This window comes from Milkweed yellows phytoplasma str. MW1 (assembly GCF_000309485.1).
Classification (GTDB): Bacteria; Bacillota_I; Bacilli_A; order Acholeplasmatales; family Acholeplasmataceae; genus Phytoplasma.
In genome coordinates this window covers 1-4,061 of the sequence record NZ_AKIL01000009.1, presented here as the reverse complement: position 1 = coordinate 4,061, position 4,061 = coordinate 1, and the positions used below count along the sequence as shown (strand labels likewise).

Here is a 4,061-nt window from a genome sequence, read left to right as displayed (position 1 = left end):
TGCTACATATTTTAAAGAGTTTGTTTTTTTGCTGTTCTGAGAAATGATAGATTTATGATAATAACGTTGTTAAAACGTGTTATGTTATAAATTAGGACAAATTAAATTATAAAAATAAAAAAAGGAGGATTGCGAAATGTTTGCGATTATAAAAACAGGAGGCAAACAATATAGAGTGTCTCCAGGTCAAGAAATTTATGTAGAAAAATTACCTGTTAATGAAGAAGAAAATTACGTTTTTGAAGAAGTTTTAGCTATTGAAAACGATAAAAAAATTTTAGGCACTCCATTCGTTGAAGGAGCTAAAATTGAAGCTAAAGTTCTTAAACAAGGTAAAGCTAAAAAAATAATTGTAGCGAAATACAAAAGAAGAAAAAAATATCGTTTAAAACAAGGTCATAGACAACTTTATACTAAATTTTTAATCACTAAGATAATCACTTAAGTCAATGATTGAATATTTTTTTAAAAAAGAAAACAACATCATTCAACAAATAGAAATTAAAGGTCACGCTTTATACGCTGTTAAAAATAAAGATATAGTTTGCGCTTCTGTTTCCACAGCTATTATTCTCACTATGAATGCTATTGAACTTTTCGGTTTACAAAAAAAAGTTACTTTTCAATTGAAACAAGGATATTTTTCTTTAAATTTATTAGAAACAGATGAGATTGTCAATAATCTCTTAACTAATTTAGAATATTCCTTAAAAGATTTAAATAAAACTTATAGTAAATATTTACAAGAAAAAATAATTTAAAAAAGGTGTTTTAATCATGTTAAAGTTAAATATTCAATTATTTGCTTCTAAAAAAGGTGTTAGTTCGACTCGTAATGGTCGTGATTCTCATTCTAAGAGATTAGGAGCTAAATTATCAGACGGTCAACGCGCTAATGCGGGTTCTATTATTTACCGCCAAAGAGGAACAAAAATTTTTCCTGGTAACAATGTAGGTATTGGTAAAGACGATACTTTATTTTCTCGTGTCAACGGAATCGTTAAGTACGAAACTAAAAGAAATAAGAAAAAACAAGTTTCTGTTTATTTTGTGGAAAACAAATTAAATTAATGTTTTTTTAATTGAGAAGGAACAATTATAAATGAATTTTATAGATGAAGCGATAAATTTCGTTCAAGCTGGTAACGGCGGCAACGGAATTGTTTCTTTTAGAAGGGAAAAATTCGTTCCTTATGGAGGTCCTTCCGGAGGAAACGGCGGGCAAGGCGGATCTGTTATTTTTGTTGGTGAAGCCGGCGAAAACACTTTATTAAAACTGAGATACAAAACGAAAATAAAAGCTTTAAACGGAGTTAACGGTAAAAATAAAACTCAAAACGGCGCTAAAGCAGAAGATTTATTTGTTAAAGTACCTTTAGGGACTTTAGTTTACAATAATGAAGATAATAGTTTTATTGGGGAAATTTTAGAACATGGTCAACAGTTAGTTATCGCTAAAGGCGGTCGTGGCGGTCGTGGCAATTTCGCTTTAGCTAACTCCAAAAATAAAGTACCTAATTTCGCGGAAAAAGGTGATTTAGGAGAAAGTTTAACCATTAAAACAGAGTTAAAAGTTTTAGCCGATATTGGTTTAATTGGTTATCCTAATGTTGGTAAATCTTCTTTAATTTCGGTTATTTCTAATGCTAAACCTAAAGTAGATTCTTATCCTTTTACGACTTTACAACCCTTTTTGGGGATGGTTTATCATCAAGACTTTAGTTTTACAGTGGCCGATATTCCTGGTTTAATTGAAAATTCTCATTTAGGTCGTGGAATGGGTATTAGTTTTTTAAAACATATCGAAAGATGTAAAGTTTTGGTTCATTTATTAAGTCCTGAAAGAGATGATATTTATCAAGATTATCAAAACTTACTGCAAGAATTAAAAATGTATAATCCAGCTATTTTAAAAAAACCACAAATCATTGTGGTTAATAAAATGGATTTGCCCGAATCTGAAGCTAAATTAGCTGACTTTCAAAAAAAAATTCCTGAGGAAAATATTCTTTTCATTTCTACTTGGAATGGTTTTAATTTAGATACGTTGAAATTTAAAATTATAGATTCTTTGAAAAATCATCAACTGATTATTCCGGAAATAGATACAACTCATCAGCTTTTTACTTTGGATGAAGAAAAACAGTTTGAAGTGTGTAAAGATGAATTTGGTGATTTTGTTGTGAAAGGCAAAATGGTAGAAAAGTTTTTTGGTAGAACAGATTTTAATAACTACGAATCAGTGAAAAAGTTTTCTTATATTTTGAAAAAAATAGGCGTAGAAGAAGAATTGAAAAGAAAAGGTATGAAAGATAACGATCAAGTGAAAATTTGTGATTATATTTTTGAAATAGTTACTTAATTCAGTCATAAGTATGAAAAAAAATAACTTTAGATATGTTAATTTAAAGCAATTGGTATTCGTTTCTTCTTTATCGGCTTTATCCATTGCTTTAAACGTGATGACGCTTAAAATTTTAGGTTTTGCCCGACCGTTAAAAAAATTATTTTGGTTAGATTTTTTACAAGTCATCCCTTTTTTGATTATTCCTTTGTATAACAAAAATTATTTTGTTGTTTCTGCAGCGGCTTTTTTATCAGAATTCGTGAGTTTTTGGCTTAAAAAAACACTTTATCTTTATAATCCCCTCTTAAGTGTTTCTTTCTCTTTTTGTTGGGGTTTTTTACCTTTATTAATGTTAAAAAATAAGGATATGTCCTTTTTAAAACATTATTTAATTATCACCTTTATTGCGGTGATGCATTTTTTTCTTTTTACCCTTTTAAACTTCTTTTTTATAGATGTTATTTTCAGCAAAAAAGAAGGCAGTTTTATGACTTTATTACAAGATAATTTTATGGGAAGGTTTTTAATGCCTTTTTTATACATTAAATTTATCAGCGTTTTTTTAGTCTCTTTTTTGATTACTTATTTATACCGTATTATTAAAAAACAACTATTAAACGTGTTTTCTTTTAATTAAAAAAAATCATTTGTTTCGTTGAGAAGAACTGTTTCCTTTTAGGTCTTTAATCCTTGAAGTTTATAGTTCCTTTTTATTTTAAAATAAGAAAGAAGAGTTGGGTGAATAAAAAAAAACTATTTAATTTTCAATAAATAATTTGTTTTTTTATATGCATGATTTTTTATCTTTTAAAGATGAGATATTTTTTTTAATAATAATTGAGTTACATCTTTAATAGACGTTTTAGGATTGTTAACAATAATTTCTATTATTTTGTTGTCTTTTTGATAATATTCCACTAAAGGAAGAGTTTCTTGTTTGTAAATATTTAAACGTTTAGTGAAAGTCTCTAAATTGTCGTCTTTTCTTTGAATTAAAGGCGTTTGATCTTTGTCGCATAAATTATCTTTTTGAGGGATTTTAGTAGCCAAGTGATAAATTTCTCCACATTTCGGGCAAATAATTCTCCCTAAAATTCTTTGCTTTAAACATTCTTCGCTAGAATTGAAGTAAATAACTTTGGTTAAATTGATCTTTTTGTCTTCAAATTCTTTAGTTAAAAATTTAGCTTGAGATAAATTACGAGGAAAACCGTCTAAAACAAAACCATTTTTAATATCATCTTGTGATAAGCGTTCATTTATCATAGCATTTGTCACTTCATCAGGCACTAAAGAACCTTGTTCGATATAAGAATTAGCTAATTTTCCTAATTTAGTTTTTAACACAAAATGTTGTCTAAATATATCTCCTGTAGATATATGAGGAATATTGAAATGTTTAGACAAAGCAGAAGCTTGTGTCCCCTTGCCGGTAGCGGGCGGTCCTATTAATATTATATTCATTTTTTGCCTCTTTTATTTTGTCTTTATATTCATGTCGGTACTGACATCTTTTTTACCATAAGAGATCGAAAAGAAATATTTCTTTTGATGGGTAATGGATAATAATGTCTGATACTTACTCATCAATATAAATTTAAATATGAATTATTTTATTTGATATAATTTTAGTAGTTAATATTCGCAAAAAGATTAATTTATATTTTCATTAACTTTATTTTTTTAGCTCACAATTATAATAATAACTAAAAAA

Annotated in this window: 6 protein-coding genes; 5 read left to right on the top strand and 1 reads right to left on the bottom strand. The window is 27.5% G+C overall.

Features of this window, described 5'->3' with window-relative positions:
• Positions 1-136 precede the first annotated feature (136 nt).
• From rplU to RI76_RS00200, 5 genes are read left to right on the top strand one after another with little or no spacing between them, the layout of a single operon-like run.
• On the top strand, positions 137-445 hold the full coding sequence (rplU, locus tag RI76_RS00220) for a 50S ribosomal protein L21 (RefSeq protein ID WP_017192108.1): 309 nt from the start codon (positions 137-139) through the stop codon (positions 443-445).
• Positions 446-449: 4 nt separating this feature from the next.
• On the top strand, positions 450-761 hold the full coding sequence (locus RI76_RS00215; protein ID WP_017192107.1) for a ribosomal-processing cysteine protease Prp: 312 nt from the start codon (positions 450-452) through the stop codon (positions 759-761).
• Positions 762-774: 13 nt separating this feature from the next.
• Positions 775-1,071 (top strand): 50S ribosomal protein L27, encoded by a 297-nt coding sequence (rpmA, locus tag RI76_RS00210; RefSeq protein WP_222813009.1) that lies wholly within the window; start codon positions 775-777, stop codon positions 1,069-1,071.
• 31 nt (positions 1,072-1,102) lie between these two features.
• On the top strand, positions 1,103-2,362 hold the full coding sequence (gene obgE, locus RI76_RS00205; RefSeq protein WP_017192105.1) for a GTPase ObgE: 1,260 nt from the start codon (positions 1,103-1,105) through the stop codon (positions 2,360-2,362).
• Positions 2,363-2,375: 13 nt separating this feature from the next.
• Positions 2,376-2,984 (top strand): hypothetical protein, encoded by a 609-nt coding sequence (locus RI76_RS00200; RefSeq protein ID WP_017192104.1) that lies wholly within the window; start codon positions 2,376-2,378, stop codon positions 2,982-2,984.
• Between the two features lie 170 nt (positions 2,985-3,154).
• Here the strand turns inward: RI76_RS00200 and RI76_RS00195 are convergent, their stop codons facing one another.
• The gene (locus RI76_RS00195) at positions 3,155-3,811 is read right to left on the bottom strand and encodes an adenylate kinase (RefSeq protein WP_017192103.1); all 657 of its coding nucleotides are present in this window, start codon (positions 3,809-3,811) and stop codon (positions 3,155-3,157) included.
• Between the last annotated feature and the right edge of the window lie 250 nt (positions 3,812-4,061).